23 protein-coding genes are annotated in these 25,716 nt (G+C 63.9%); 10 read left to right on the forward strand and 13 right to left on the reverse strand.

From position 1 onward, the window contains the following. Positions 1–100: 100 nt before the first annotated feature. Complete coding sequence (locus H5P29_RS01810) at positions 101–1,339, reverse strand: ABC transporter substrate-binding protein (protein ID WP_154384541.1); 1,239 nt, start codon at positions 1,337–1,339, stop codon at positions 101–103. Between the two features lie 356 nt (positions 1,340–1,695). Here H5P29_RS01810 and H5P29_RS01815 point away from each other — a divergent pair, with 356 nt between their 5' ends. Then, the gene (locus H5P29_RS01815) at positions 1,696–2,784 is read left to right on the forward strand and encodes a LacI family transcriptional regulator (protein ID WP_154384540.1); all 1,089 of its coding nucleotides are present in this window, start codon (positions 1,696–1,698) and stop codon (positions 2,782–2,784) included. 127 nt (positions 2,785–2,911) lie between these two features. Here H5P29_RS01815 and gndA read toward each other — a convergent pair whose 3' ends face one another. Both gndA and H5P29_RS01825 read right to left on the reverse strand, forming a co-directional pair. Continuing rightward, positions 2,912–4,330: an NADP-dependent phosphogluconate dehydrogenase gene (gndA, locus tag H5P29_RS01820; protein ID WP_154384539.1), complete on the reverse strand. Its 1,419-nt coding sequence runs from the start codon at positions 4,328–4,330 to the stop codon at positions 2,912–2,914. Positions 4,331–4,464: 134 nt separating this feature from the next. Next, positions 4,465–4,905, reverse strand: a complete 441-nt coding sequence (locus H5P29_RS01825) for a Fur family transcriptional regulator (protein ID WP_067954969.1) — start codon at positions 4,903–4,905, stop codon at positions 4,465–4,467. A 602-nt stretch (positions 4,906–5,507) separates the two neighbouring features. Here H5P29_RS01825 and H5P29_RS01830 point away from each other — a divergent pair. From H5P29_RS01830 to H5P29_RS01845, 4 genes are read left to right on the forward strand one after another with little or no spacing between them, the layout of a single operon-like run. Further along, positions 5,508–6,320 carry a metal ABC transporter substrate-binding protein gene (locus H5P29_RS01830; RefSeq protein WP_246340588.1) on the forward strand — a complete coding sequence of 271 codons (813 nt, stop codon included), beginning with the start codon at positions 5,508–5,510 and terminating at the stop codon, positions 6,318–6,320. Continuing rightward, entirely contained in the window at positions 6,317–7,228 is a 912-nt protein-coding gene (locus H5P29_RS01835) for a manganese/iron ABC transporter ATP-binding protein (protein WP_371818599.1), read from the forward strand. The genes H5P29_RS01830 and H5P29_RS01835 overlap by 4 nt, the downstream gene beginning before the upstream one ends. Next, positions 7,225–8,085 carry a metal ABC transporter permease gene (locus tag H5P29_RS01840; RefSeq protein WP_067954976.1) on the forward strand — a complete coding sequence of 287 codons (861 nt, stop codon included), beginning with the start codon at positions 7,225–7,227 and terminating at the stop codon, positions 8,083–8,085. Before H5P29_RS01835 ends, H5P29_RS01840 begins: the two co-directional genes overlap by 4 nt. Beyond that, positions 8,082–8,924 carry a metal ABC transporter permease gene (locus H5P29_RS01845; RefSeq protein WP_067954978.1) on the forward strand — a complete coding sequence of 281 codons (843 nt, stop codon included), beginning with the start codon at positions 8,082–8,084 and terminating at the stop codon, positions 8,922–8,924. Before H5P29_RS01840 ends, H5P29_RS01845 begins: the two co-directional genes overlap by 4 nt. Before the next feature lie 128 nt (positions 8,925–9,052). Here the strand turns inward: H5P29_RS01845 and H5P29_RS01850 are convergent, their stop codons facing one another. The 5 genes from H5P29_RS01850 to H5P29_RS01870 all read right to left on the reverse strand — a co-directional run bounded on the left by H5P29_RS01850 (position 9,053) and on the right by H5P29_RS01870 (position 15,604). Next, a complete protein-coding gene (locus tag H5P29_RS01850) occupies positions 9,053–10,165 on the reverse strand; it encodes an ABC transporter ATP-binding protein (RefSeq protein ID WP_067954980.1) in 1,113 nt (370 codons plus the stop codon). Between the two features lie 27 nt (positions 10,166–10,192). Then, positions 10,193–11,845 carry an alpha-glucosidase gene (locus H5P29_RS01855; protein ID WP_371746536.1) on the reverse strand — a complete coding sequence of 551 codons (1,653 nt, stop codon included), beginning with the start codon at positions 11,843–11,845 and terminating at the stop codon, positions 10,193–10,195. Between the two features lie 17 nt (positions 11,846–11,862). Beyond that, positions 11,863–13,017 (reverse strand): carbohydrate ABC transporter permease, encoded by a 1,155-nt coding sequence (locus H5P29_RS01860; RefSeq protein ID WP_154384537.1) that lies wholly within the window; start codon positions 13,015–13,017, stop codon positions 11,863–11,865. A gap of 1 nt (position 13,018) precedes the next feature. Then, complete coding sequence (locus tag H5P29_RS01865) at positions 13,019–14,035, reverse strand: carbohydrate ABC transporter permease (protein ID WP_067965784.1); 1,017 nt, start codon at positions 14,033–14,035, stop codon at positions 13,019–13,021. Between the two features lie 213 nt (positions 14,036–14,248). Next, positions 14,249–15,604, reverse strand: a complete 1,356-nt coding sequence (locus H5P29_RS01870; RefSeq protein WP_067954985.1) for an ABC transporter substrate-binding protein — start codon at positions 15,602–15,604, stop codon at positions 14,249–14,251. Between the two features lie 356 nt (positions 15,605–15,960). Between H5P29_RS01870 and H5P29_RS01875 the strand changes: the two genes are divergently transcribed. Continuing rightward, positions 15,961–16,980 (forward strand): LacI family DNA-binding transcriptional regulator, encoded by a 1,020-nt coding sequence (locus tag H5P29_RS01875; protein ID WP_182573585.1) that lies wholly within the window; start codon positions 15,961–15,963, stop codon positions 16,978–16,980. 11 nt (positions 16,981–16,991) lie between these two features. Here the strand turns inward: H5P29_RS01875 and H5P29_RS01880 are convergent, their stop codons facing one another. The 5 genes from H5P29_RS01880 to H5P29_RS01900 form a co-directional block, all read right to left on the reverse strand. Then, the gene (locus H5P29_RS01880; RefSeq protein WP_067954987.1) at positions 16,992–17,633 is read right to left on the reverse strand and encodes a GntR family transcriptional regulator; all 642 of its coding nucleotides are present in this window, start codon (positions 17,631–17,633) and stop codon (positions 16,992–16,994) included. Positions 17,634–17,726: 93 nt separating this feature from the next. Next, complete coding sequence (locus H5P29_RS01885) at positions 17,727–19,286, reverse strand: carboxylesterase/lipase family protein (protein WP_154384536.1); 1,560 nt, start codon at positions 19,284–19,286, stop codon at positions 17,727–17,729. A 29-nt stretch (positions 19,287–19,315) separates the two neighbouring features. Further along, the gene (locus H5P29_RS01890) at positions 19,316–20,329 is read right to left on the reverse strand and encodes a 2Fe-2S iron-sulfur cluster-binding protein (RefSeq protein ID WP_154384535.1); all 1,014 of its coding nucleotides are present in this window, start codon (positions 20,327–20,329) and stop codon (positions 19,316–19,318) included. Positions 20,330–20,371: 42 nt separating this feature from the next. Beyond that, positions 20,372–20,851: a heme-binding protein gene (locus H5P29_RS01895; RefSeq protein ID WP_067965788.1), complete on the reverse strand. Its 480-nt coding sequence runs from the start codon at positions 20,849–20,851 to the stop codon at positions 20,372–20,374. 89 nt (positions 20,852–20,940) lie between these two features. Further along, positions 20,941–21,669: a TenA family transcriptional regulator gene (locus tag H5P29_RS01900; protein WP_067954995.1), complete on the reverse strand. Its 729-nt coding sequence runs from the start codon at positions 21,667–21,669 to the stop codon at positions 20,941–20,943. Between the two features lie 223 nt (positions 21,670–21,892). Here H5P29_RS01900 and H5P29_RS01905 point away from each other — a divergent pair, with 223 nt between their 5' ends. The 4 genes from H5P29_RS01905 (at position 21,893) to H5P29_RS01920 (ending at position 25,605) form a co-directional block, all read left to right on the forward strand. Further along, a complete protein-coding gene (locus H5P29_RS01905) occupies positions 21,893–22,465 on the forward strand; it encodes a sigma-70 family RNA polymerase sigma factor (protein ID WP_067965790.1) in 573 nt (190 codons plus the stop codon). After that, positions 22,462–23,124 (forward strand): anti-sigma factor, encoded by a 663-nt coding sequence (locus H5P29_RS01910; protein ID WP_154384533.1) that lies wholly within the window; start codon positions 22,462–22,464, stop codon positions 23,122–23,124. Before H5P29_RS01905 ends, H5P29_RS01910 begins: the two co-directional genes overlap by 4 nt. Continuing rightward, positions 23,121–24,629 (forward strand): S8 family serine peptidase, encoded by a 1,509-nt coding sequence (locus H5P29_RS01915; RefSeq protein ID WP_154384532.1) that lies wholly within the window; start codon positions 23,121–23,123, stop codon positions 24,627–24,629. The genes H5P29_RS01910 and H5P29_RS01915 overlap by 4 nt, the downstream gene beginning before the upstream one ends. Positions 24,630–25,260: 631 nt before the next feature. After that, the gene (locus H5P29_RS01920) at positions 25,261–25,605 is read left to right on the forward strand and encodes a hypothetical protein (RefSeq protein WP_154384531.1); all 345 of its coding nucleotides are present in this window, start codon (positions 25,261–25,263) and stop codon (positions 25,603–25,605) included. The last annotated feature ends 111 nt before the right edge of the window (positions 25,606–25,716 follow it).

Genomic DNA, 25,716 nt, shown 5'->3' on the forward strand with positions numbered 1-25,716 from the left:
CCAATCTGCCGGTCCCGACATGTCGGGGCCGGCAGAACGCCGCTGACAGGACTGCAGCATCTCAGGCAGGAACCGGGTCGGGAAGCCCGGATGCCCTGCCCTAGTCCGCAGCGGCGATGATTTCGGCAAAGCGTTTCTGCGCGTCTTGTGGCGAAAGCTCCTTGTTGGCGAAGAACTCCACGAACAGATCATTGATCTGGGTCACGCCATCGGCCGACATCAACTGGTCGGGCGCCGGGATGATGTTGCCCTTGGCGAGGATCTCGAGCCCCTTCTTCATGCAGTCATTGGCGGCGTTCAGGTCGACGTCGCCGCGCACCGGCAGCGAGCCCTTTTTGAGGTTGAAGGCAACCTGGGTCGCCGGCGACAGCATCACCGAGGCAAGCGCCTCCTGTGCCTTGGCCTTTTCAGGATCGGTCTGCTTGGGGAAGTAGAAGGCATCGCCGCCGGTCGAGATGATCTCGTTGACGCCGAGGCCGGGCAGGCAGGTGTAATCCTTGCCGGCAACCTGGCCGGCGACCTGGAACTCGCCCTGAGCCCAGTCGCCCATGATCTGTCCGCCGGCCTTGCCGTTGATGACCATGCTTGTCGCCTGGTTCCACTCCTGGACGTTGGACCTGGCCGACATCTGGCGCGCCTGGTCGGCGGCGGCGAAGACCTTGGCCATTTCGGCGCCGGCAGCCAAAGTCGCGTCCTTGTCGCCAAACACTTTCTGGAACGTTTCCGGACCGGCAAGTGCGACGAGGATGACCTGGAAGGCGAGCGTCGTCTGCCAGGGCTGCTGGCCGATGGCGAGCGGTACGATGCCCGCCTTTTCCAGCGCCGGCGCCGCTGCGACGAACTCGTCCCAGTTCTTCGGTACCGCCACGCCGGCGTCGGCAAAGGCCTTGTTGGACAGCCACAGCCACTGCTGCGAATGGATGTTGACCGGCACGCAGTAGATCTTGCCGTCCAGCGTGCAGCCGTCGAGCAGGCTCTTGGGGTGGATGAACTTTGTCCAGCCCTCCTTCTGTGCCAGTTCGGTGAAATCGCGCATCAATCCAGCCTGGACGAGCTCTTCCGCCTGGCGGCCATGATTGAACTGGGTTGCGCCCATCGGATCGCCGCCGGTGATGCGCCCGATCATGATCGGGCGAGCGATGTCACCGGAACCGGCGATGGCGCCGTCGACCCATTTGTTGCCGGTGGCATCGAAGGCCTTGGCGAGTTCGGCAACTGCCGCCGCCTCGCCGCCGGAGGTCCACCAGTGCGTCACTTCGAGATCGGTCGCGGAGGCTGAACCTGCAGCCCCAAACACGACGCTTGCTGCAAATGCAGCTGTCGTCAGCCTATAACGCATCGTACTCCTCCCTGAATCTGAAACGTTACAGGTACGGACGTTAGGCGAAGTTTTTGGCCGCTGCAATGGGTGTGCGATATTTTCTTCGCGAGCCGAACTAAAGCCAGGAGAAGCAGCAGCCCTGTTGCGCTGGTAAATCGCGCCGCAATGCAGCATTTCCAAGCAAATCATGCAGATGAATCAACAGTCGACAGCCATTTTGCAGCGCACGGTCACGCCTGAGCCGTCGACCGTGGGGGCTCTCCAAAAACACCGTGAATTGGCACAATGTGAAACGTTACAGTTCTTGCAGGAAAGCGCTTGTCAGGTCCATCATGCAAATGCGATATGCGCCGAGCAGGGATCACGGTGGGGCAATGGCCATGAACGACAAGACACCGCCGGATGAAAATGCCGACCAGGCCGCTGGCGGCGAGGCCAATCCGCCGACGCTGAAGACCATCGCCTTCATGACCGGCCTCGGCGTCACGACCGTCTCGCGCGCGCTCAAGGACGCCCCCGAAATCGGCGCGGCGACCAGGCAGCGCGTGCAGCTCGTCGCCCGCCAGATCGGTTACCGGCCAAACCGCGCCGGCGTGCGCCTGCGCACCGGCAAGACCAATGTCATCAGCCTGGTGCTCGACACCGAGGAGCAGGTCGGCGGCTTCGTCTCGGACCTCATCTACGGCATCTCCGAGGCGCTGGCGCAGACTCCCTATCACCTGGTGGTGACACCCTATTCGCGCAACAACGATCCGCTGGAGCCGGTGCGTTATGTCGTCGAGACGGCGTCGGCCGACGGCGTCATCATCTCGCGCACCGAACCCGACGACAAACGTGTGCGTTACATGACCGAGCGCGGCATGCCTTTTGCCACCCATGGCCGCACCCATATGGGCATCGACCATGCGTTCCACGATTTCGACAACCATGCCTATTCAATCGAGGCGGTGAAGAAGCTCGCAGCGCTCGGGCGCAAGCGCCTGGCGCTGCTCGCCCCGCCCTCGAACCTCAGCTACTACCATCACATGCGCGACGGCTTCGCTGACGCCCTGATGGAACACGGATTGAGCGAAGTGCCGTTCCCGATGGCCACCGTCGACCATTCCATCGAGGACATTCGAAAGCAGACCGTCGAGCTGATGCGCCGACCCAACCGTCCAGATGCCTTCGTCAGCGGCGCGGGGGCCGGCACCTTCGCGCTGGTCGCCGGCATCGAGGAGGCCGGCTTCCGGATCGGCCAGGACGTCGACATCGTTTCCAAGCAATCGTCAAAACTGCTGCACCTGCTCAGACCGCAGCTCTACGTCGTCAATGAAGACGTGCGGCTGGCGGGCGCCGAACTCGCCCGCGCCGTGCTCGGCCGCATCGCCGGGCGCGACATCGGTGCCCTGCAGAGCCTCAGCAAGCCCAAGGCGGTCGAGGCCTACGAGACACCCGGATCAGGAAAAGACGACACCACCTGAGCAGCCCTCTCCCCGTATACGTGGCGAGGGGGGCCGCGCCGCGGCAGCTTCCCGTCTCCCCATTCACCGGGAGACGCTGTCAGCAGGCGGATGAGGGGCAGCGCTGCCCGACACTTCCCTGAGGACGCTAACTGCCGCTGCCCCACGGCCCGTGGTGCGCGCCCGGCTCGTCGATGCGCTCGAAGCCGTGAGCGCCGAAGAAATCGCGTTGCGCCTGGGTGAGATCGGTCGAGCCGCGACCCTGGCGATAGCCGTCGAAATAGGCCAGCGCCGACGACAGCGCCGGCACCGGCAGCCCGGCCTCGGCGGCGCGGGCGACGATGCGGCGCAGCGACGGATGCGCCTTGCCCATGATCTCGACAAAGGCCGGCACCATCAAAAGATTGGTCGACCGATCGGCCTTGCCGAAAGCTTCGGCGATGGTGTCGAGGAACTGCGAACGGATGATGCAACCGGCGCGCCAGATCTTGGCGATGGTCGGCATCGGCAGGTTCCAGCCGAATTCCTTCGACGCGCCGGCCATCACGGCGAAGCCTTGCGCATAGGCAGCAATCTTGCCGGCAAACAGTGCAAGCTCAAGATCGCCGAGTACCTCGTCCTTGTTGCCGGCGAATTTCAGCGTGTTGGCGCCGTAGGCCTTTTCCGCCGCCAGCCGTTCATCCTTCATCGACGACAGCACGCGTGCCGCGACCGCCGCTTCGATGGCTGTCGCCGGGATGCCAAGCTGCTGTGCCTCGATGACCGACCACTTGCCGGTGCCCTTCTGACCGGCGCGGTCGAGGATGATATCGACCACCGGCTTTCCGGTCTTGGGATCGTCGGCTTCGAGCACCGATGCGGTGATTTCGATCAGGTAGGATTCGAGCCGGCCCTTGTTCCAGCCGGCAAAGACCGGCGCGATCTGCTTCGGCGTCATCGACAGCCCGTCGCGCAGGATGCCGTAGATCTCAGCGATCATCTGCATGTCGGCATATTCGATGCCGTTGTGGATGGTCTTGACGAAATGGCCGGCGCCGTTCGGCCCGAGCCAGGCGGCGCAGGGCTCGCCCTTGTACTTGGCCGAAATCGCGGTCAGCACGTCCTCGACGCGGGCATAGGATTCAGGCGTGCCGCCGACCATGATCGAGGGGCCGTGGCGCGCGCCCTCTTCACCGCCCGAGACACCCATGCCGATGAAGGTCAGGCCCGAGCCGTCGAGCTCCTCGAAGCGGCGCATCGTGTCGCGGAAATTGGCGTTGCCGGCATCGATGATGATGTCGTTGGCGGCGAGAACCGGGCGCAGGGCTGCGATCTGCTGGTCGACCGGATCGCCGGCCAGCACCATGATGATGATCGGTCGCGGCGGGCGGATGGCGGCGGCCAGTTCCTCGATCGAGCCGCAGGGCACGACCATGTCGCGCAAGGCGCCCGCCGATTCGACAAACGCCTGCGTCCGGGCCGGTGTGCGATTGAAGACGGCGATACGATGGCCTTTTTCGGCGATGTTCAGCGCCAGGTTCGAGCCCATCGTGCCCAATCCGATCAGTCCGATTTCGGCTTTTTCCATGGTCGCTGGTCCTGTCTGCTGATTGCTGTCGTCGAAGACGCGGCATGATTGACCGCGCTTTTGCCGAGGTCAACTCGCCGCCCGACGCGCCTTGTCGCCGGTCGATCAACTCGTCGTGGCCTGACCTTGCGTCATCAGTCCTTGCGGCGGCGGCCGTAGAGCTCGAGCCGGTGATGGACGATGTCGTAGCCGAGCTGGCGGGCGATTTCCTGCTGCAGCTGCTCGATGCGATCGGAGCGGAATTCGATGACGTCGCCGGTGTCCATGTCGATGAGATGATCGTGGTGATCGCCGCCAGCCTGCTCGAAGCGCGATGGCCCGCCCTCGAAGGCATGGCGGTGAATGGCCCCCATCTCCTCGAGCAACTTCATGGTGCGGTAGACTGTCGAAAGCGAGATGCTCTTGTCGACCTGTTCGGCGCGGCGGAAGATCTCCAGCGCGTCGGGATGGTCCTCAGTTTCACCCAGAATGCCAAGGATGATCTTGCGCGGCCGCGTGATGCGGATGCCCGCCTTGCGCAGCGCTTTCTCGTAGTCCGGCTTCTTGGGAGCATGTTTCACAGGCGTCTTCGTCATGGCGCGACTATGTGCCAGATGACACTCAGTTGCAAAAGATTATGTCGCCGTTCATCCCCAGGTGAAGTGGGGCGATGCGTGTCCCCCGCGTGGGAGCAAGTGGAAGACGGCCCGCGCTATACGAAGCCAACCCTCCCCGCCGTGATGGCCTGCCGGCCATCTCCCCCACAAGGAGGGAGATTAGTCTCGTCGCCAGGGGCGCTCATTCTGCCACGTTGCATCAAAAAGGCCCCGAGATGTTGGCGACGCTGGCGATCGGACGGATCGCGGCATAGCCGATCTGTGGGAGCTAAAAAGAAGCTAAAAGCGTCAACAAGCTATCCACGCATCGACCATCCTGCCTGCCGTCGCCCGCGCAACAAGACCACTTCGGAAGGTTCAGTAAGCGACAGTCACATCTCTACTTGCAAACGATTTGCAATTGCATTGACAGGCGCACCAACTGCCATTAGGTAAGGCACCGTAGCTGCCGCCCCTTCGGTGCGGCATTCTGAAACGGGATTACCATGACAGCACTTCGCACCACCTTCGCCGCCATCGCTCTGCTTGCGGCGGCGCTCGGGCTTTCGGCCTGCTCTCAGGACAGCGCGGCGGGCGGCAAGATGAAGGTGGTGACCACCTTCACCGTGATCGCCGACATCGCCCGCAACGTCGCCGGCGACGCAGCCGAGGTGGAATCGATCACCAAGCCCAATGCCGAGATTCACAACTACCAGCCGACGCCGGGCGACATCCTGCGCGCCCAGAAGGCCGACCTCGTTTTGTGGAACGGCCTGAACCTCGAACTGTGGTTCCAGAAGTTCTTCGAAAACCTCGACGGCGTCAGCCAGGCCGTCGTCTCCGATGGCGTTGTGCCGATGGGCATCGCCGAGGGTCCCTATACGGGCAAGCCCAACCCGCATGCCTGGATGTCTCCAGAGGCGGCGCTGATCTATGTCGAGAACATTCGCAAGGCCTTCGCCGAGAAAGACCCTGAAAACGCCGAGGTCTACGCCAGGAACGCCGCCGCCTATGCCGAGAAGATCAAGGCGACGGTGGCGCCGATTCACAAGGCCATCGAGACCATCCCTGCCGAGCGCCGCTGGCTCGCCACCAGTGAAGGCGCCTTCTCCTACCTGGCGCGCGACTTCGGGCTGAAGGAGGTCTATCTTTGGCCGATCAATGCCGACCAGCAAGGCACTCCCCAGCAGGTGCGCAAGGTGATCGACCTCGTCAAGGCCAACGGCATTCCGGCCGTGTTCAGCGAAAGCACCGTGTCGTCGAAGCCTGCCGAGCAGGTCGCACGCGAGACCGGGGCAAAATATGGCGGCGTGCTCTATGTCGACTCGCTGAGCGATGAGAGCGGCCCGGTGCCGACCTATCTCGACCTGTTGAGCGTCACCACTCAGACCATCGTCAAGGGACTGACCCAATGACTGCACCCATGAAAGGGCGGCCCCAGGCGGAGGCCGCCCCGGGCGACGGGCTCAACGTCTCCAATATCTCGGTGACCTACCGCAACGGCCACACCGCCTTGCGCAACGCCTCATTCGCCATTCCGCGCGGCACCATCACCGCGCTCGTCGGCGTCAACGGCTCGGGCAAGTCGACCCTGTTCAAATCGATCATGGGCTTCGTGCCGCTGGCGTCAGGCAGCGTCGAGATTTTAGGCCAGCCGGCACGCGAAGCGCTGAGGAAAAACCTCGTCGCCTATGTGCCGCAAAGCGAGGACGTCGACTGGAATTTTCCAGTCCTTGTCGAGGATGTCGTCATGATGGGCCGCTATGGCCACATGAATTTCCTCCGCATGACGCGCGGCATCGACCGCGAGGCGGTGGACGCAGCGCTCGAACGCGTTGGCATGGCCGACTTCCGCAAGCGCCAGATCGGCGAACTGTCGGGCGGGCAGAAGAAGCGTGTATTCCTGGCCCGCGCGCTGGCGCAGGAGGGCGAACTCATCCTGCTCGACGAACCCTTCACCGGCGTCGACGTGCGCACCGAAGAGGCGATCATCGCGCTTTTGCAGGGCCTGCGCGACGAAGGTCGGGTGATGCTGGTGTCGACCCACAATCTGGGTTCTGTGCCACGCTTCTGCGACCGCGCCGTCCTGATCAACCGGACCGTTCTGGCGGCCGGGCCGACTTCTGAAACCTTCACCAAGGCCAACCTCGAAAAGGCCTTCGGCGGCGTGCTGCGCCAGTTCATCCTCGGCGGCTCCGAACTGCATGACGATGCCGATACGCGACAGGTGACGGTGCTGACCGACGACGAGCGACCCTTCGTCATCTATGGCGACGGAAACGGCAATGATCGGGCCGACAAATCGGGTGGGCGCCGGAAATGATCTCCACGCTGATCGAGCCGTTCGGCTACGGCTACATGCTCAACGCCATGTGGGTGTCTGCACTCGTCGGCGGCGTCTGCGCCTTCCTGTCGGCCTATCTGATGCTCAAGGGCTGGTCGCTGATCGGCGACGCGCTTTCGCATTCGATTGTCCCAGGCGTCGCCGGCGCCTACATGCTCGGCCTGCCCTTCGCGCTCGGCGCGTTCCTGTCGGGCGGGCTGGCGGCGGGCGCCATGCTGTTTCTCAACCAGCGCACCAAGCTGAAGGAGGACGCCATCATCGGGCTGATCTTCACCTCCTTCTTCGGGCTTGGCCTGTTCATGATCTCGCTGTCGCCGGCCTCGGTGAACATCCAGACCATCGTGCTCGGCAACATCCTGGCGGTGACGCCTTCCGACACGTTGCAGCTAGTCCTGATCGGCGGCATTTCGCTGGCGATCCTGCTCGCCAAATGGAAAGACCTGATGGTCGCCTTCTTCGATGAGAACCACGCGCGCTCGATCGGGCTGAACCCTGATTTGCTCAAGGTGCTGTTTTTCATGCTGCTGTCGGCCTCGACGGTGGCGGCTTTGCAGACAGTGGGCGCCTTCCTGGTCATCGCCATGGTGGTGACGCCGGGGGCGACGGCCTATCTGCTCACCGACCGGTTTCCCCGGTTGATCGTCATCAGCGTGGCGATCGGCAGCGTGACCAGCTTTGCCGGCGCCTATGCCAGCTACTTTCTGGACGGCGCGACCGGCGGCATCATCGTGGTGGCGCAGACGCTGATCTTCCTGGTCGCCTTCGTCTTCGCACCCAAGCACGGATTGCTTGCGGCGCGGCGACGGGCGCGGCTGGAACTGGAGGCTGGGGCATGATCGAAACCCTCGCCCTGCCCTTCGCCTTCCCGTTCATGCAGCAGGCTTTCGCCATCTCGCTTTTGGTTGCGGTGCCAATGGCACTGTTGTCTTGCTTCCTGGTGCTCAAGGGTTGGTCGCTGATGGGTGACGCCATCAGCCATGCGGTGTTGCCCGGCGTCGTGCTGGCCTACATCGCCGGCCTGCCGCTGGCGGTCGGCGCCTTTGCCGCCGGCATGACCTGCGCGCTGGCAACCGGCTATCTCAAGCAGAACAGCCGGATCAAGGAAGACACCGTCATGGGCATCGTCTTCTCCGGTATGTTTGGCCTCGGCATCGTGCTCTACACGAAGATCCAGACCGACGTGCATCTCGACCATATCCTGTTCGGCGACATGCTCGGCGTGAGCTGGAGCGATGTCGGCCAGACGGCAGCCATCGCGCTGGTGGCAACAGGTGCCATCGGCTTCTTCCGCCGCGACCTGTTGCTGCATGCCTTCGACCCACAGCACGCGCAGGCCATCGGCCTGCCGGTCAGGCTGCTGCATTATGGGCTGCTGACGATACTGTCTTTGACCATCGTCGGCGCGCTGAAGGCCGTCGGCATCATCATCGCCATTGCCATGCTGATCGCCCCCGGCGCAATCGCCTACCTGCTCACCGACCGCTTCGAGCGTATGCTTATGGTGTCAGTGCTGGTGGCGGTGTCTTGCTCGTTGTCGGGCGTCTATCTCAGCTTCTTCATCGACAGCGCGCCGGCGCCAACCATCGTTCTGCTGATGAGCCTGACATTCGTCGCGGCGTTCTTTGTCTCCAAGCGGCGGACGGCGATCAGGCAGAAACAGGTGGCGGTAGAGTGAACAGCATACCTTCCCCTTGTGGGGAGGGCCGAGCAACAGAGCCGAGCGGGTTTGGGCGTAGGAGTTCCCACGCTCACCACACCCGGCCTTTTTGGGTCACCCTCCCCGCAAAGGGGACGGCAAGGCGTTTACGCAGCTGCAGCCGTCAGCCGGCGGCGGGCAAAGGAATGACCCTCACTGTCGAAGATGTGCAGTTCGTCGGGACTGGCGGCGAGCCGAATCTTGGCACCGCGCTTGACCTCGACATTGCCGGGCAGCTTGGCCACCAGCGGCTGCTCCGCGCGACCGATGTCGACATAGACCAGTTGGACCTCGCCGAGCTGCTCGACATAGTCGACGAGCCCCTCGAACAGGTAGTCGTCACCGGTCGCAACATAGAGATCCTCGGGTCGCACGCCGAAGCTGACTGGCTTGCCCTGGGCCTCAGAGGGCGTCGCCACCGGAACAGAGCTCTTGTGGCCACCGACATGGCTGACGACGCTCGTCTCGCCTGTCCTTTCGATGGTACCGGCAACGATGTTCATCGCCGGCGAGCCGATGAACTGGGCGACGAACAGATTGCCGGGATGCTTGTAGAGCTCCATCGGCGAACCGACCTGCTCGATGCGGCCATCCTTGAGCACGACGATCCGGTCGGCCAGCGTCATCGCCTCGACCTGGTCGTGGGTGACGTAGATCATCGTTGTATTGGGCATCGATTCCTTCAGCTTGGCAATCTCGATGCGGGTGGCGACGCGCAAGGCGGCATCCAGGTTGGACAGCGGCTCGTCGAAGAGGAAGACCTTCGGGTTGCGCACGATGGCGCGGCCGATGGCGACACGCTGACGCTGGCCGCCGGACATCGCCTTGGGCAGGCGGTCGAGATATTTGGTCAGCTGCAGGATTTCGGCCGCGGCGCGCACCCGCTTGTCGATCTCGGCCTTGCTCTCGCCAGCGATCTTCATGCCGAACGCCATGTTGTCGTAGACGGTCATGTGCGGATAGAGCGCGTAGGACTGGAACACCATGGCGATACCGCGCTTGGACGGCGGCACGTCGTTGACCTTCTCGCCGGCGATGTACAGTTCACCGCCGGTGATCTCCTCCAGGCCTGCGATCGAACGCAACAGCGTCGACTTCCCGCAGCCCGAAGGGCCGACGAAAACGATGAACTCGCCCGACTTGATGTCGAGGTCGATGCCATGAAGAATGTTGAGATTGCCGTATGACTTCTTGACGTCCCTGAGCGTTAGATCGGCCATGGTTTCCTCCCAGTACCTAATTTGCGGTCAGACGAAGCGCCCGAACCAGGCGCCGTAACCACCGAGCCGGACTGCGCCGGCGTTGGCATTTCCATCGAGCCCATGCCCCGGCAAGGGCTGCAGACCACGACCTCCGAGGTCGATGTTAGCCGGCGCGCTGCCAAGATTGAAGACGCAGACGACCTCCTCGTTGCCTTCGCGACGGGTGAAGGCGACGACGTCGTCTTCTGCCTTGAGGAAGGCGATCTCGCCCTTGGCGAGCGCCGGATGTGAACGGCGGAAGGCCAGGAAGCGCCGGTAGTGCTCAAGCAGCGAGGCCGCATCACCCTCCTGGGTGTCGACAGCCTTCGCCAGATGATCCGCGGGCACCGGCAGCCAGGGCTTCGCCCGGGAGAAGCCGCCATTGACGGCGTCCTTATTCCACACCATTGGCGTGCGGCAGCCGTCGCGGCCCTTGAACTCGGGCCAGAAGCGGATGCCGTAAGGGTCCTGCAGATCCTCGAAGGTGAGGCTGGCTTCGGTCAGGCCAAGCTCCTCGCCCTGATAGATGCAGACCGAACCGCGCAGCGACATCAGAAGCGCCGAGATCACTTTGAGATAGGCGGTGCGGTCGGCCTCGCCCATGCCCCAGCGCGAGGCGTGGCGGACGACGTCGTGGTTGGAGAAGGCCCAGCACGACCAACCGTCGCTGGCCGCCTTGCCGAAATCTTCGAGCACCGTGCGCACCTTGGCGGCCGATATCTTTTCCGGCGCCAGGAAGTCGAAGGCGTAGCACATCTGCACCTTGTCGCCGCCGGCGGTGTAGGACGCCACGACCTCGAGACCGCGCTGGGAATCGCCGACTTCGCCAACAGCTGCGGCCGCCGGATACTCGTCTAGCACGGCGCGGAAGCGGGCGAGGAATTCAAGATTCTCCGGCCGGCTCTTGTCGTAGATGTGGTCCTGGAAATTGTAGGGGTTTACCGCGGGTGCCGTCTGGTCGTTGCGCTGTTCCGGCGGCAGCGCCGGATTGTCCTCGAGGCCTGCCGAGTGGAAGTAGAAATTGATGGTGTCGAGACGAAAACCGTCGACGCCACGGTCGAGCCAGAAGCGGGTAACGTCGAGCAGCGCGTCCTGGACGTCGCGGTTGTGGAAGTTGAGGTCGGGCTGCTCGGCCAGGAAGTTGTGCAGGTAATACTGCATGCGCCTGGTGTCCCACTGCCATGCAGAGCCGCCGAAGATCGACAGCCAGTTGTTGGGCGGGCTGCCATCGGGCTTGGCGTCGGCCCACACGTACCAGTCGGCCTTGGCATTGTCGCGGCTGGCGCGACTTTCCTTGAACCAGGCGTGCAGATCGGAGGTGTGAGAGATGACCCCGTCGATCATCACCTTGAGGCCGAGGCGGTGGGCTTCTGCGATCATAGCGTCGAAGTCGGCGAGCGTGCCGAACATCGGGTCGATGTCGAGATAGTCCGAAATGTCGTAGCCGAAATCCTTCATCGGCGACTTGAAGAAGGGCGAGATCCAGACGGCATCCGCACCCAGGGAGGCGATGTGCGGCAGCCGGTCGATGATGCCCCTGAGGTCGCCGATGCCGTCGCCGTTCGAATCCTGATAGCTGCGGGGGTAGATCTGGTAGATCACCGCCCCGCGCCACCAGTCGCGATCGACAGCGGTTTCAGGGTTTTCGAACTTGCGCATTGCGGCTTGCATCTGAGCTAGCCTCCCTTGACTGAGCCCGCGAGCAGGCCGCGGACGAAATAACGTTGAAGCGAGAAGAACACGATCAACGGCACGATGATGGTGACGAAGGCCGAGGTGGTGAGGATTTCCCAGTCGCCGCCGCGCGAACCGAGCAGGGCATTGAGCTTGCCGGTCAGCACCAGCTGGTCGGAGCCCGAGCCAAGGAAGACCATCGCCACCAGCAGATCGTTCCAGACCCAGAGAAACTGGAAGATGGCGAAGGAGGCGAGCACCGGAAAGGACAGCGGCAGCACGATCTTGACGAAGATCTCGAAGTCGCTGGCGCCGTCGATGCGCGCCGATTCCATGATCTCGCGCGGCAGGCCGGCAATGTAGCTGCGCAGGAGATAGATCGCGAAGGGCAAGCCGAAGCCTGTATGCGCCAGCCATATGCCGAGATAGGTCTTGGCAGGCACGCCGAAGAACAGGCCGACGCCATTGTAGAGCTTGAGCAGCGGAATGAGGGACATCTGCAGCGGCACGACGAGCAGGCCGATGATGACGGCGATCAGCAGCGCGCGGCCGGGAAAACGCATCCAGGCAAGCGCATAGGCAGCATAGGCGGCGATCAGGATCGGAATGATTGTCGCCGGAATGGTGACCGTCAGCGAATTGATGAAGGAGCGTCCGATGCCTTCCGAAAACAGCACTGTGCGGTAGTTGTCGGTGGTGAAGCGCGGCGGCGCCGAGGCCGAGAAATAGACACGCTGGCCACGGGTGATCTCGAAGGCCTTGGGCGACGACATCACGTAGGAGCCGTCGTCATTGACCTGAAGCGTCACGCCCTCGCCGAGGTCGGCGGCAGTGCCGGCTTCGAATTGCGTCGGCTGCTGCGCCTTGGTGCCGAAGGCGGTCACGGTGCGTGCGTCGCCGGCGCCGAACAGGTTGCCCATGATCAGGAACTTGCCGTCCTTCTCGACCTGCTTGTCGGCGGCGTCGGTGCGCCCGGCCTCGGTCTGAGACGAAGTCGACAACGCCGTCCACCAGCCCGAGACGATGAGCTGATCCTTGTCGCGCAGCGAGCTGACCAGGATGCCGAGCGTCGGGATGGTCCAGATGGCAACGAAGACCAGCACCGCGATGTGGACGCCGAAGCGGCCGATGACGGATTTTCCCCTTGAACTGGCCATGTCAGTGTCCTCCCCCACCTTCACGATTGGCCTGGCGGATGTTCCAGATCATGATCGGCACGACGGCGAGCATGATGATGACGGCAATCGCCGCACCGCGGCCGAAGTCGCCACCACCGCGGAACATCCAGTCGAACATCAGATTGGCCAGCACCTGGCTGTTCCACTGGCCGTTGGTCATGGTCAGCACGATGTCGAAGACCTTGAGCACCAGGATGGTGATGGTGGTCCAGACGACCGCGATCGTGCCCCAGATCTGCGGCACCATGATCTTCCAGAAAATCTGGAACGGGTTGGCGCCGTCGATGACGGCGGCCTCGATGGTCTCCTCCGGAATGCCGCGCAGGGCAGACGACAGGATGACCATGGCAAAGCCGGTCTGGATCCAGATCAGGATGACCATCAGAAAGAAGTTGTTCCAGAACGGCGTCGAGATCCACACCTGCGGATTGCCGCCGAGATACTGCACGGCGGCGTTCAGGATGCCGATCTGGGTCTGGCCCTCGGCCCGATACTCATAGACGAACTTCCAGATGACGCTGGCGCCGACGAAAGAGATGGCGAGCGGCAGAAAGACCAGGCTTTTGGCGATGTTGCCCCACCAGATCTTGTCGGTGAGCACGGCGATGATCAGGCCGAAGAAGGTGCAGGCAGCCGGTACGACGGCGAGCCACAACAGGTTGTTGAAGATCGAATTGCGGAACTCGCGGTCGCCGAAGGCCCAGCTGTAGTTGGCGAGGCCGACGAAGTTCTCGCCGCCACGGTCCATGAAGGACAGCCTGAGTGTCTCGATCACCGGATAGACAAGGTAGACAGTGACGATCAGCATCGCCGGGCCGACGAACAGCCATGGCCGGATCAGGCCCTGGCGACGCAGATTGTCGACGGCGGCAGCGCCTGAAACGCCGCGCGAGGGAAAGACCGCGTCGAGGATCTTGTTGGCGCCCCAGTAATAGACAACGCAACCGCCGACGCCGACGATGATGGTGAAAATGGCCGAAAGTATCTGTGCCGTCATGGGAATCATTCCCTTTCAACCGGCCCTTTTCAACGGGCCCTTTTCAACGGACTTGTTCGAGCAGACTTGAAAGGAAGTCCCCTCACCCGCTCTCCGCGACACGCCGGGGCACCGCTCCCGGCGGGAGGGGGGACCGGGTCGGGGCCGCCGGTGCCTCCCCCGACAAGGGGAAGGCGTCCGCGAAGCGGCAAGCGAGGGGACTAGCTTGAACGCTTACTTGATCGCGTCCCAGCTCTTCTGGATGTCGGCTGCGACATCGGCTGCGGGCTTGCCTCCGACGAGGTCGATCATGCCGGTCCAGAAGGCGCCGGCGCCGATCTTGCCCGGCATCAGGTCGGAACCGTCGAAGCGGAAGGTCGAGGCGTTGACCAGGATGTCGCCCTGCTTCTTCAGCGCTTCGTTGCCATAGGCTTCCTTGTTCGCCGTCTTGAGCGGGGTCAGGAAGCCCGACTGCGCCATCCAGATCTCGTGGGCGAGCGGCATCTTCAGGAAGTCGATGAAGGCACGCGCGGCCTTGGAGTCCTTGGCGATGGTGAACAGCGTGCCGCCGCCGAGTACGGGATTGCCGAGCTCGGGCTTGGCGGCGACGGGCGGCAGGTAGAAGAAGTCGGCATCCTCGCCGAGCTTGGTGCCTTCCGGGAAGAAGGACGAGATGAACGACGCCTGGCGGTGCATGTAGCACTTCGGCGGCACGGCAAAGAGGCCCTTCGGGCTGTCTCGGAAGTCGGTCGCGGCGACCGCCGCCTTGCCGCCATCGACATATTTGTCGTTGGTGGCGATCTTGGCGAAGATGTCGAGCGCGTTGACGACGGCCGGATCGTTGAACGGAATCTCGTTCCTGGTCCACTTGTCATAGACGTCGGGCGCCTGGGTGCGCAGCATGATGTCTTCGACCCAGTCGGTGGCCGGCCAGCCGGTGGCGCCACCCGAACCCAGACCGATGCACCACGGCACGCCGCCATCGGCGACGATCTTGTCGGTCAGCGCCTGCATCTCTTCCCAGGTCTTGGGAACCTCGTAGCCGGCTTCCTCAAAATTCTCCGGCACATACCAGACCAGCGACTTCAGGTCGGCCTTGAACGGGAAGCCGTAAAAGCCGGGCTTGCCGTCCTTGTCCTTGTAGGTGCCAAGATCGACCCAGGACTGGCCGGCGCCGTAGTTCTCCTTGATGAAATTGGCAGTGCCCTCGTCGAGCGGCGTCAGCAGGCCCTTGGAGGCCAGATCCTGGATCAGGCCCGGCTGCGGCAGGATGGCGATGTTGGGCGGGCTGCCAGCCTGGGTGTCGATGACGATCTGCTGTTCGTAGTTCTCGGACGACGAGTAGTTGATCGTCGCGCCGGTGGCCTCGCTGAAATAGTCGAGCACCGAACGGGCCAGTGCCTCGTCTTCACCGCGCCATGGCCCGAAGATCGAGAGCGTCTCGCCCTTCAGGTCGACCTTCTTGAGTTCGTCGAAATTTGCCCAGGTGAAGCGGGCGTCCTCGCCCGGTTTGAACTTCAGCTCCGCCGAAGCGGGCGCGCTCAGGGCGACGGCGGCAAAAGCCACGCCCAGCAACAGGGTCTTCCTCATGGTCTTCCTCCCAGTGGATCGAAAACTCCGGACGGAACCTCCATTCCGCCCGCCTGCACCGCCCCGAACTGTGCCCCAGACTTGCATGAGCTGCAACTGCTTCACGCAACGGCATTTCAAAGCGCTTTGGATTGCCGCATCACGCCACCGGAATTGTCAGGAGTCAAGAGGCTCGCTCAACTAATCGATTTAAGTTCGACAGCAGTGTGCGCTGCAGCATGCTTTTTGGGTACCGCACGAGTAGATTTCGCTTCAAAGCAAGCAATTCGGCAGCTATTCTTGCCGGCGACACGCAGCTGCTTCGCCCGACATCAGGCAGAAGCCCGATTGAAAGCGCTTTGAGAATCGGAGCCGAGGTGAACCTCAAGCAATTGTCGCTGATGCTCGAACTCTCGCAGACGACGGTGAGTCGTGCGCTGAACGGCTATCCCGAGGTCAGCGAGGAGACTCGTCGGCGGGTTACCGATGCCGCCAAGCGCCACGGCTACCGGCCGAACCCGAGTGCGCGCCGGCTGGCGACCGGCAAGGCCGGGATGATCGGCTATGTCATGCCCACGGGAGCCTCGGTCGACATCGATCCGCATTTCGTCGAATTTCTCTCCGGCCTCGGCGACTATGCCCGCGGCCACGAACTCGATCTTGTGCTGAGCCCGGCGGATGCCCAGGACGAAGAAACCACTTACCGGCGCATCGTCGCCAACAAGCAGGTCGACGCGCTCTATATCTCGGCGCCCTACAATGCCGACAAGCGCGTGGCGCTTGCCCACCAGCTCGGCATCCCCTTCATCGTGCATGGCCGCAGCGAAGGCCTCGATTTCGACTATCCGTTCATCGACATCGACAATGAAGGCGCCTTTCATGACGCGACGCGGCTGCTCGTCCAGCTCGGTCACAAGCGGGTGGCGCTGATCAATGGCGACGACACCCAGACCTTCGCCATCTTCCGCGAGCGCGGCGTGAGGCGAGCGCTGGCCGAAAGCGGGCTGGTGCTGGAGCCGAAGAACATCCGTTCGGAGATCATGACCGAGGAAAACGGCTACCGCGCCGCGCGGCGGTTGCTCGAGGGGCCGGAGGCGCCGACGGCGATCGTCTGCTCCAGCCTGCTGATGGCGCTTGGCATCGTACGCGCGGCGCGCGACCTCAATCTCTCGATGCCACGGGATCTCTCGCTGGTCAGCCACGACGACGTGTTCCACTGGCTGAAGCCGGAGCATTTTTCGGTGCCGCTGACGACGACACGCTCGTCGATCCGCGCCGCGGGCGCCCGCGTCGCCGAAAGGCTGGCGGCGCGCATTTCGGGGCTGGAAGACGGCGCACGCGGCGAGGTCTGGCCGGTCGACCTGGTGGTGCGCGGGTCCATTTCAGGCGCGAGATAGAAACCGCCAGGCTATTCCTGCGGCATCTCGGCGGCGTTGTAGACGTGGCGGGCGGCCAGCAGGGCGGCGAGTTCGCTGTCTCCGGCGATCACCGCCCGCAGGATGCCGGCATGTTCTTCCCAGTTCTGGCGGCCGCGGCGCTTGCTGATCGGCGCGAACAGCATGACCGTGCGGTCGCGCAGCGAGCGCACCATGTCCTGCAGCACGGAATTGGCGGCGACGGTTGCCAGCGCCTCGTGGAACTCGGTGTTCTGGCGCGACAGCAGCACCGGATCGTCGGTGTCGGCGAGCTTGGCGCCGTCGTCGAGGATGCGCTGCAGGGCGGCGATCTGTTCGGGATCGTGGCGCTTGGCCGCGAGCTTGGCGTTGAGCGCCTCGAGCGTGGCGCGAACCTCGACCAGCTCGCGCTTCTGCTCCTCGCTGAAGACGGTGACGGAAGCGCCGCGTCGCGGCTCGATGGTGACGATGCCTTCGGCGGCGAGCTCGCGCAGCGCCTCGCGTACCGGCATGCGCGACACGCCCATCTCCTCGGAAAGGCGGCCCTCGACCAATCTTTCGCCGACGCCGATTTCGCCGCTGACGATGCGCTCGCGCAAGGCGGCGGTGATCAGCTTGGTGAGCGGAGCGTGGATTTCCCCGAGTACGACGGTCATGGTCTTACACTTCCTGTGGCAAGGGTCGAATCAACCTGCGGAAGCAACGCCTTGTGCCGGATGATATAGCGTCCGGGCTTTGGAGTACAATATTCAATCCGCATCGCCCATCTGCTGCATTGCAGGCCACGACGCGAGCCGGTTTGCGCCATGGAGTGGCCCAAACAGCATACCGTCGCGGCCGATGCTCATCGCCTCCGCGGCGTCCAATGGCAACCCGGGGTTGAGACCCGGCCAATCGTGAGTTGGCGTTGCCGGCGTGCCGTGGCGAATGAAGGTCGCCCAGGCAGCCATCGCGGCGGCGACGGTGGCATCGACATCGACGCCGATCTTGGGCGCAAGATGCGGATGGCGGTGGGTGCCGAAGACGAACGGCACGCAGGCGGCGTGCGGCGTGCCGCCGGTCACGGCGAGCGGCCAGGCGAAATCGTAGAGGAAAGCGGGCGAGCCGCGCCGCGCATGGCGCGTTGCATAGTGCAAGATCGGCGCGCGGAAGACGAGGTCGGAGTAGATGGCGAGCCAGATCGCGGCGGAGCCGGCATCCGGCATGGCAAAGCCATAGGCGGCGAAGGTCGCCGCGGGCGAAGGCGTGGGCTCGAACGGGTAATGCAGCGCAATCAGCCGCGCCAGCGCCGCTTCGAATGGCGCACCCGGTTCGGGCGGCGTCAGTGCCGAAAGCCTGGTGCCGTCGGGCAGAGCGAGGTCATACCAGAACCTGGCCTCGTTGCGGGTGAAACCGATCAGCAGCGGCACGTCGGCGAGCACCCCGTCATGCGGCCAGGCATGCACCAACCTGCCATCGAGCGTGGGCGCGGTGCGCGGCCGGGGGAACCGTCTGGCGAAGTCGACATCGCGCAGCAGCGCAGCTTCGCGGCGGACGAGGTCGGAACCGTCGAGATCGCGCAGGCCGGCGACCGAGGTGCCCAGTGCCGCAGCCACCGCCTCGGTGTATTCGGCGGCATCGTCGAGCCCGACGAACATTGGCGGTTGGAACAGCGGAGGGCTTTGGGCGATGACACCGCAAAACAGCCCCTCACAGTCCGGGTTCTGCGCGATCAGCACGACATTGGCGGCGCCAGAGGATTGGCCAGCTATCGTCATCTTGCGCGGATCGCCGCCGAAGCCGGCGATGCTGTCGCGCAGCCAGCGCAGGCTCGCGATCTTGTCCTGCATGCCCCAGTTGGCGCATGTGCCGGTTTCGGGGTCGGTGAGTTCGGGATGGGCAAGACCACCCAGCGGGCCGAGACGGTAGTTGACGGTGACGACGACGATGCCGTGTTCGCGGGCGAGGCGAAAACCGTCACAGGCGGCAGCGCCGCCATGGCCATTACGCGTCGCCCCGCCATGGAACCAGACCAGCACCGGCGCATCGCAGGCATCGGCAGGCGCCCAGACATTCAGCGTCAAGCAGTCCTCGTCCATGCAGGCGATCGGCTCGGTGAGCCAGGTCTGGCTGCCGGCGAGATGCTGCGGTGCCGCCGGACCGATGTGGTCGGCACGCCGTATGCCGGCCCAACCAGGCGCTGGCCTTGGCGACCGCAACCGCAGAGCACCGACGGGCGCCGCCGCATAGGGAATGCCGAGGAACCGGTCGACGCCGTCATGCCGTTGCCCGGCGAGGCTGCCGGCGGGCGTTTCGACTGCGATCTCCATGCTGCCCTCGCCCTACCAGCCGTTCGCCGCTACTCGGCCGGCACGAGCGTGTGCTGGAAATTGAAGGCGTCGGCGTAGATGAAGCCGGGATTGGCGCCGTTCTCGACGAACAGTTTCCTGGCGCTCGAAATCATCTTGGGCGAGCCGCACATGTAGATCGCGTGCTCGGAAAAATCGCCGATGTCCTCGGCGGCGACCTCCTGGACATAGCCTTGCCGCCCTTGCCAGCCCGGACCGGGCCGCGACAGCACCGGCACATACTGGAAGTCACACAGACGCTCGGCCCAGGACTGGATCTCGTCATGCAGATAGAGGTCGTCCTCGGTACGCATGCCCCAATAGAGCGACACAGGCGGGCAGTCGGGATCGTCCATCAGCGATTCCAGTATGCTCTTGATCGGCGCCAGCCCCGTGCCCGTCGCTACCATCAGCAACGGGCGAAAATCCTCCTTGCGGCAGCAGAACAGGCCATGCGGCAGCTCGACGTCAAGCCGGTCGCCGGGGCCGAGCCGCGGCAACTGGCCCGCGGTGAAGTGACCGTCACGTACACGTCGGATGTGCAGATCGACGGTCTTGCCGTTGGGCACCGAAGCCATCGAAAAGCTGCGCTTGTTGCCGTCGCCGAGCAGCACATTGAGATATTGCCCTGGCCGGTAGACAAGCTGTTCCGCGCCGGGAAGTGCCAGCGTCAGGTGCACGACGTCGCGGCCGACATTGCGGACAGACTGGATGGTCGCGGTATACCGTTCTGGATCGGAGCACGGCTCCATCGGCCGTTCGGTCGAGATCAGCAGGTCGCTCTCCGGCCGCGCCTGGCAGGCAAGGGCGAAGCCCTCTTCCTCGTCCTCCGGGGACAGCGCCAGCGGGTATTCCTCATAGCGGACGCAGCCTTCCATCAGCCTGATACGGCAGGTGCCGCAGCCACCCTCGGTGCAGTCGTGCAGCAGCTGTACGCCCTGGCGGATCGCCGCCATCAGCACGGATTCCTCGGAGGCAACGGTAAACTGGTCCTCGGTTTCGAGGACGCGCACAACATGGTCCATCCATTTCTCCACTACGGTTGGGATGCGGCGCTGCCGCTTCGGTCACTTCTTGATGTCGGCCTGCACCATGACCTTGTGCCCCTTGGGCTCGAGCAACGCCGCAAGTGCTGCGAGTGCAGCTATGCCGCAGGCGATGTCCTGCTCGCCATTGCCGCCGCTCAAGCCGACGCCGCCGATGACCTCGCCATCGACGACGACTGGAAAGCCACCAACAAAGGCGGCGAAGCGGCCCTCGAAGCTGAGCTGGATGCCGAAGGCCTCGTTGCCGGGCAGTGCCGGGCCGTTGGGCGGGGTGGTAAACAGGTGCGTCGAGCGCTTGTGGCCGGCAGCGGTGAAGGCCTTGTTCCAGGCGATCTGCGGGCCGGTGACGCGCGCGCCGTTCATGCGCTCCAGCGCGATCGGGTAGCCGCCGTCATCAGCGATGCAGACAGTTTCGGGAACGTTGAGTTCCAGCGCCTTGGCGACCGCCGCGGCCACCATCACGCGGGCTTCTTCGAGTTCGAGTTTCAGGACCTGTTTCACGTCGGTATCGTCCGGCAATTGTTGATATTTTGGGCCACCGGGGGAACGCACGCGGCGTTGCCGCCCCGCGCGCTCCCACTGTGGCGGGATCAGGCGGCGAGCAGCTCGTCGAGCGGCAGTTCGGCCGCGACATAGTCGTTGTAGAGGGCGGTGGTGTAGAGCAGCCGCATCTGCGCGCCGACCTCGCAGATCTTGAGGCATCGCTGCTGCATCTCGACCGTGCGGGCATGCTCGAGCACGATCTGGTAGCCGCGCTCGCCATGGATCTCGTCGGAGACGATGTGCAGGTCGAAGAACTCGACCTCCTCGTCGGTAAAGCCATATTTGTCGCGCAGTGTCGGCGTCTGCTTGCGGTAGATCGACGGCACCTGGGATTCGAGGCCGACCACCAGTCCGGCAACGGCGACGATCGGATCCTCACGCATCGCCACCGCATAACACCAACTCTGCAGGGCGCGGGTGGTCGGCGACATGTTGTCGGGATCGCGCATCCTGTCGCCCGACGTGCCGCAGGCTTCGCCGAAACGGACAAGCAGATCGGTGTGGCGGTCGCCGCCGATCTCTTCCTCATACATGTTGGCGAGCAGGAAATCCTTGGCCTCGACATAGCCCTCCGGCATGCGGGCGTAGATGTAGCCGAGGTAGTCCGCGAACGGCCCGACATAGTGGTAGTGGTTCTCCGCCCAACGGGCGAGATGGTCGCGGCTGAGCTTGCCGCTGGCCCAGCCGACGCTGAACGGCGACTTGTTGGCGCTCTTGCCCTTGATGGCGTTTTCGAGCGCGGTGCGGAACTCGTCCGGGTTCATTGCAACGGTCATTCACTGTTCCCCTTGAGGTGTCGTCTGCAGGTCATTTTGGAATACTGTATACCAAAATGACCTGAGCGCAAGGGGCGGTAAAGGATACTCTGGGGTAGTGTGTCGCGCCGGACTGGCCATGCCGCGGAAGTTCCGCTAGCTTTCCTGCATCCGAAACATTCCGGTGAACCTTTTTGCGGCCAACAACGACCAAGCAGACAGGAGCCCGGCGGTAGCACCGGCCATGAACATCGCATCTGACCCCATGTCCGATCGTGATCTCGTGAGCCGCGTCGCAAACGGCGACCGCGCCGCTTTGCGGCTCCTGTTCACGCGGCACCACGCACGGGTCTACCGTTTCGTGGCGCGCCAGACGGGGTCGGAAGCGATGGCGGATGACGTAGCCAATGAAGTGTTTCTCGAATTGTGGCGCCAGGCGCCGAAATTCGAAGGCCGTTCGGAAGTCTCGACCTGGCTGCTCGGCATAGCGCGCTTCAAGGCGCTGTCGTCGATGCGCAAGCGCAAGGAAGAGTGGCTTGACGACGACGATGCGGCTGCAGTGCCCGACGACAACGACACACCCGAAGTGGCGACGATGAAGCAGGACAAGGGTGCGGCCCTGCGCCGCCTCGTCGACACGCTCGCCGACGAGCATCGCACGGTCATCGACCTTGCCTATTACCATGGCAAGTCGGTCACCGAGATTGGCGAGGTGCTCGACATTCCTGTCGCCACCGTAAAGACGCGGATGTTCTATGCCCGCAAGAAGCTCGGCGAAGCCTTGAAGGCCGCCGGATATGACAGGGGGTGGCCATGAGCGCTGCCGAGAAGATGTCGCGCCGCGACGAGATCGAAACGCTGCTGCCCTTCTACCTGAACGGCACGCTCGAAGGGTCCGAACTGGCAACCGTGGAAGACTGGCTTGCCAGCGATCCCGAGGCACCCGCGGCCCTTGAAGCCGCCGAAGCGGAGTTCTCCGGCACGATGGCCGCCAACGAGGCGATCCGCCCGCCCGCCGATGCGCTGAGCCGCTTCTCGAAGCTGCTCGACGCCGAAGCCGGGCCGATGCGCGAGCCCCAGGCACAGTCGCTGCTGTCGCGGGTCTGGGAGCGTTTCATGGGCCTGCCGGTCGGCGTCGCCTGGGGTGCTGCAGCCGCACTGCTGGCACTGGTCATGGTGCAGTCGGTGCTCGAACCGGGCAGCCGCGGCAACGACGTCCAGGTCGCCGGCACCGGCGAGGACCAGGCGAAGCTGCCCTTCGCGCTGGTGACCTTCAAGCCGGACGCCAGGATGGCCGACATCGCCACCCTGCTCGGCGACAATGGTGCCTCGATCATCGACGGCCCGACAGCGAGTGGCGTGTTCCGCATCGCCATCCCGTCCGAGACGGTCGCCGACTATGACCGCATCGTCGGCGTCATTGCGGCGGCACCCTTCGCGGACACGGTGACGGCAGGAAGGAAACCGGCTGGATGACCACGTCAGGGCGAATTGCACGGCTCGTGCTGGCGGCGGCGGTGTTCGCCGCCACGCCTGTTTTCGCCCAGACCAACGACCCCAGCCTGACGCCGCAACAGCTCGACTGCCTTAATCAGACAACGGCAGCCGGCAACGCCAATTGCCTGCAGCCGGGTGGCCCGGCGCCTGGCGGTTCCACCCCAGGAGGCCCCTCGGGCGGCAGCGGCCTGCCCGGCGCCGTCGGGCTGCCCGAGCTGATCGTCGACCTGTTCCCCAATCCCGGCGATTTTCCCGGCGTCGCCTCGGGCAGCCAGCCGGCGACGCCGGTGCCGACACCCAACCCGCTGCGCGATCCCGCAGGCGGCGCTGCTGCTTCCGGCGGCGGGCAGGCCGGATCTCCGCCGCCGACGCCTCCTGCAGCCGATGCGACGCCGCCCGGCCCCGCCATCACCGCAGCACCGCGCGCCATCTCGGGCAACTTCGTGCCTGACGAGGTGTTGGTGACGGTTGCCGGCGATGCCGCCGACGCCCAGGCGCTGGCGGCCGCCTACGGCCTCGAAATCCGCTCGCAGCGCCAGTCGACGCTGCTCGGCACCAGCCTCGTACGCTTCGGCATTCCCGATGGCCGTCCGGTCGGCGTGGTGCTGGCGCAGCTCGCCGGCGACGGCCGTACCAGCGAGCGCGAGCCCAACCACATCTACGAACTGCAGCAGGCGGCAGCCGCTCCCAGCTTCGCCTTCCAGCGCATCTCGCTCGACGAGGCGGCGGCGAATGGCGAGAACGTCAATGTCGCAGTCATCGATACGGCCATCGACGAAACCCACCCGGCGCTCAAGGGCGCCATCGCACAGAGCTTCGACGCCATGCCGGGCGTTGCCGTCACCGCGCGTGACCACGCGACGTCGGTGGCCGGGCTGATATCAGGCACCGGCGACTTCAAGGGCATGGCGCCGGGTTCGAAGATCTTCCACGCCCGCGCCTTCGAAGGCGGCAAGTCAACGATGGAAATCATCCTCAACGCCCTCGACTGGGCCGCCGAGCAGGACGTCCAGATCGTCAATATGAGCTTCGTCGGGCCCAAGAACGCGCTGCTGGAGCAGGCGAGCCGCGGTGCGCGTGCGCGCGGCATGATCCTGGTCGCCGCCGCCGGCAACAACGGTCCGGGCGCGCCTTATGGCTACCCCGCCGCCTACAAGGGCGTGATCGCGGTGACGGCCACCGACGCCAAGGACGCGATCATGAAGCAGGCCAATCGCGGGCCCTATGTCTATATCTCTGCACCCGGCGTCGACCTGATGGCGCCCGTCGGCGGCGGCACCGACCTGGTCACCGGCACGTCATTTGCCGCGGCCGTCGTCAGCGGCGCAATTGCCAACCTTTTGCACGCCGAGCCGAAACGCAGCGTCGACTCGATCGAAAAGGCTCTGGCCAGCACCGCCACCGACCTCGGCGACAAGGGCCGCGACACCGACTTCGGCTTCGGGCTGATCAACACCAGGGCGGCAGAGGCGGCAAAGCAATAGGTGCGGCGTCACCCGGCGCAGAATTGCGCGATGCCATCGAAGCGACATGTCAGGAGCCACTGCTCCACCGAATTGCGGCACGGTGGCGTGGAATTTCCGTCGCTTCGCTGACAATTTACTTCGTTCATCATAATATCCTTGGCCTGTTGCAGGCAAAAAACGACAGATGTACATGGTCACCCCATGCGCAACACTTCGCTTTTCGCAGCTGCAAGCCTGGGATGCTTCATTGTCGCAGCCATGTCCCTGGCGTCACCGCAAGCCTTGGCCGTCAGTTCCTGGCCGCCATTCGAGAGGGCCACTTGTGCTCGCTTGCTCGACAGCTATCACGACAGCGGCGTGAAGCCGGCATATGGCACGCCGGAGTACAGGCGCTACGCCGAATGCTACTACATCATCTGCCGATCGCAGCTGAGCTGGTGATCGCATTGGCCGGAGACCGTGACGGCGCCACATTAAACAGAAGCCACAGCTAATATAGATTTCACTAAATCAATCTTCACCTTTCATAACGCCACGTCAGTGCGCGTCTTTATTTTCAACTGACAGTTGACGAAAATTCCTAGCTGTTGCAGTAGGCGATTTGTTCCGATCATTTGCTTCAATCAATTTTCACGCCCGGACGCACATCATGACCCGTAAGGTAACCTTGCTTGGCCTTTCCGCAATTGTCGCGGGCTGCACGACAATGTCGCAAGGCGAATACAAGACTGCTCAGACGGCACTTAGCGGCAGCCCCGCCCTCAAACGCGAGATCATGGCGAACTGCATCAAGCGTGAGAATGCACGCCCGGCCAAGGACAAGGCCGATATGGCAACGGTGTTCAACATCAACCCGAGCAACTATGCGCAAACCTTCTGCAAGCGCATGATCAACGGCATGGCCAGAAACCGCATCACCTACCAGGACTACCGCAATCTTGATTCCACCACCGCTGACAACAGCAAATTGATCCGCGTCCTGCAGGGGCGCTGATCTCAGCCGGACATAACCGCCGTTCGACAAAGCAACTGCCTTAAGCATGCCGCAATCTGACCTATAGCTCCGCGCCATCATGACCTGTTCTTTTGAGTCCCGCTAAAGCCC

Source organism: Aminobacter sp. MDW-2, from assembly GCF_014250155.1.
Taxonomy (GTDB): domain Bacteria; phylum Pseudomonadota; class Alphaproteobacteria; order Rhizobiales; family Rhizobiaceae; genus Aminobacter; species Aminobacter ciceronei.

Excerpts from the sequence above, each read along its gene's own strand:
- H5P29_RS01885 (WP_154384536.1), bottom strand. The coding sequence starts at position 19,286 with ATGGAGATCGCAGTCGAAACGCCCGCCGGCAGCCTCGCCGGGCAACGG.
- H5P29_RS01910 (WP_154384533.1), top strand. The coding sequence starts at position 22,462 with ATGAGCGCTGCCGAGAAGATGTCGCGCCGCGACGAGATCGAAACGCTG.
- gndA (WP_154384539.1), bottom strand. The coding sequence starts at position 4,330 with ATGGAAAAAGCCGAAATCGGACTGATCGGATTGGGCACGATGGGCTCG.
- H5P29_RS01920 (WP_154384531.1), top strand. The coding sequence starts at position 25,261 with ATGACCCGTAAGGTAACCTTGCTTGGCCTTTCCGCAATTGTCGCGGGC.
- H5P29_RS01850 (WP_067954980.1), bottom strand. The coding sequence starts at position 10,165 with ATGGCCGATCTAACGCTCAGGGACGTCAAGAAGTCATACGGCAATCTC.
- H5P29_RS01915 (WP_154384532.1), top strand. The coding sequence starts at position 23,121 with ATGACCACGTCAGGGCGAATTGCACGGCTCGTGCTGGCGGCGGCGGTG.
- H5P29_RS01830 (WP_246340588.1), top strand. The coding sequence starts at position 5,508 with ATGAAGGTGGTGACCACCTTCACCGTGATCGCCGACATCGCCCGCAAC.
- H5P29_RS01845 (WP_067954978.1), top strand. The coding sequence starts at position 8,082 with ATGATCGAAACCCTCGCCCTGCCCTTCGCCTTCCCGTTCATGCAGCAG.
- H5P29_RS01810 (WP_154384541.1), bottom strand. The coding sequence starts at position 1,339 with ATGCGTTATAGGCTGACGACAGCTGCATTTGCAGCAAGCGTCGTGTTT.
- H5P29_RS01865 (WP_067965784.1), bottom strand. The coding sequence starts at position 14,035 with ATGACGGCACAGATACTTTCGGCCATTTTCACCATCATCGTCGGCGTC.
- H5P29_RS01890 (WP_154384535.1), bottom strand. The coding sequence starts at position 20,329 with ATGGACCATGTTGTGCGCGTCCTCGAAACCGAGGACCAGTTTACCGTT.
- H5P29_RS01880 (WP_067954987.1), bottom strand. The coding sequence starts at position 17,633 with ATGACCGTCGTACTCGGGGAAATCCACGCTCCGCTCACCAAGCTGATC.
- H5P29_RS01905 (WP_067965790.1), top strand. The coding sequence starts at position 21,893 with ATGAACATCGCATCTGACCCCATGTCCGATCGTGATCTCGTGAGCCGC.
- H5P29_RS01870 (WP_067954985.1), bottom strand. The coding sequence starts at position 15,604 with ATGAGGAAGACCCTGTTGCTGGGCGTGGCTTTTGCCGCCGTCGCCCTG.
- H5P29_RS01835 (WP_371818599.1), top strand. The coding sequence starts at position 6,317 with ATGACTGCACCCATGAAAGGGCGGCCCCAGGCGGAGGCCGCCCCGGGC.
- H5P29_RS01840 (WP_067954976.1), top strand. The coding sequence starts at position 7,225 with ATGATCTCCACGCTGATCGAGCCGTTCGGCTACGGCTACATGCTCAAC.
- H5P29_RS01860 (WP_154384537.1), bottom strand. The coding sequence starts at position 13,017 with ATGGCCAGTTCAAGGGGAAAATCCGTCATCGGCCGCTTCGGCGTCCAC.
- H5P29_RS01900 (WP_067954995.1), bottom strand. The coding sequence starts at position 21,669 with ATGACCGTTGCAATGAACCCGGACGAGTTCCGCACCGCGCTCGAAAAC.
- H5P29_RS01855 (WP_371746536.1), bottom strand. The coding sequence starts at position 11,845 with ATGCGCAAGTTCGAAAACCCTGAAACCGCTGTCGATCGCGACTGGTGG.
- H5P29_RS01825 (WP_067954969.1), bottom strand. The coding sequence starts at position 4,905 with ATGACGAAGACGCCTGTGAAACATGCTCCCAAGAAGCCGGACTACGAG.
- H5P29_RS01815 (WP_154384540.1), top strand. The coding sequence starts at position 1,696 with ATGGCCATGAACGACAAGACACCGCCGGATGAAAATGCCGACCAGGCC.